The sequence below is a fragment of the Kitasatospora sp. NPDC057542 genome, from assembly GCF_042801945.1.
In the GTDB taxonomy this organism is placed as follows: domain Bacteria; phylum Actinomycetota; class Actinomycetes; order Streptomycetales; family Streptomycetaceae; genus Kitasatospora.
Genome location: NZ_JBHVFE010000819.1, coordinates 1 through 1,620, shown reverse-complemented (window position 1 = coordinate 1,620; position 1,620 = coordinate 1). Strand labels below are relative to the sequence as shown.

The window sequence follows — 1,620 nt, the reverse complement described above, 5'->3', positions numbered from 1 at the left end:
CAACGGCTCCAACGCGGGACCACGACGACGCACCGGAACATCTGGAGAAGGACTCATGAACGATCTAACGACGGATCTCTGGCGCAGGACACTAGTGCAGCGCCGCGTTGATCCTTCGGGGGTTCATGCGGCTTGGAGTGGGCTGCCGTCGTAGGTCCAGCGGTAGGGCTTGGCGTCGTGTTCGCCGTAGGCCAAGACGAAGGTGGCGCTCGACGATGCCGGCGATGGGAACCTCGCGCGCCGCTGGGGATCTCAGGGTGTAGCCAGCACCACCCTCAAGACGGAAGCCCGCATGATCGAGCGTCAGGGCGGGGCCGGGCAGGATCGTGCCCGTGAACACTACCTCGAACCGCAAGCGCCGTATCAGCGCTGTCGCAATCCTGGGTCTCGCCGCATCAGTGGCCGCGACCGGCACCGGACTCGCCGCCACGACCCCGCCGTCCACCGTGCACGCGACCGCCGCCACAGCTGCCGCCGCGCCCCCGCGGTCCTTCCAAGGCACGCTCCCCGCGCCGACCGGCCCCTACGCCGCCGGCGAGGACGTCATCCACCTCACCGACGCGAGCCGTCCCGACCCGTGGGTGCCGTCATCCGGCCCCCGCCAACTGACCGTCACGATGGTCTACCCGGCCGTCCCCGGGACCGGGACTCCGGCCCCTTATATGACCCTCGCCGAGGCAGCCGGAGCCATCCAGCACCGGAAGACACCGGCGAGCTCCGGCGTCACCCCGCAGAACCTTTCCAGCGTCACCACTCACGCCTTCGACGGCGCGCGGCCGCAACGCGGCAAGTATCCGCTGGTGGTCCTCTCACCCGGATACGAGGACCCGCGCATGGTGCTCACCTCGCTCGCGACCGACCTGGCCAGTCACGGCTACGTCGTCGCGCTTGTCGGCCACACCTACGAGGACAGCGGCGAGACGCTGGCGAACGGCCAGACGCCGCCGTGCGCGATCTGCGATCACCCGGAAACGCTCGACTTCGACTCCGTCGCCGCCAGCCGCGCGCTGGACGTGTCCTTCGTGATCGACCAGTTGACGCATGGCAATACCGCGTGGCCCCTGGCACACCTCATCGACAAGCACGAGATCGGCATGGCCGGACACTCCCTCGGCGGAGCGGCGGCCGCCGCCACGATGATCGCCGACCCGCGAGTACGGGCCGGAGTGAACATGGACGGCTCCTTCCACCCGGACCCGATGCCCGGCCAGATCAACCGGCCGTTCCTCATGCTGGGTGCGGCCGCTTCCCACCACTCGGCCGGCGGCGAGTGGGAGCAGACCTGGGCCGCCCTCGGCGGCTACAAGAAGTGGCTGACGGTCGCCGACGCCGACCACACCAGCTTCACCGACCTGGACCTGCTTCTGGAGGAGGCCGGGTTCCCGACGCCGCCCCTCTCCCCGGAACGCGGGGTGGTGATCACCCGCGAGTACGTGACAGCGTTCTTCGACCAGACGCTGAAGGGGATCCACAGTCCGCTGCTGGACGGCCCCTCGCCGAACAATCCGGAAGTACTCTTCCAGTACTAGGGCCTGTGTGATGTCGTGATCAATATTGCGGTTTCGTGCTTGCTCGAAAGCGGGATCCGGTAGGACGTTGCGTGTGACACGTAGGCAACTC

The 1,620-nt window shown here is 68.2% G+C and carries 1 protein-coding gene; it reads left to right on the top strand.

Going from position 1 to position 1,620, the window contains the following annotated elements; translation table 11 throughout:
- Positions 1 to 332 precede the first annotated feature (332 nt).
- Positions 333 to 1,529, top strand: coding sequence for an alpha/beta hydrolase (locus tag ACFU7Y_RS43810; RefSeq protein WP_224280579.1), 1,197 nt, complete (start codon positions 333 to 335; stop codon positions 1,527 to 1,529).
- Positions 1,530 to 1,620 lie beyond the last annotated feature (91 nt).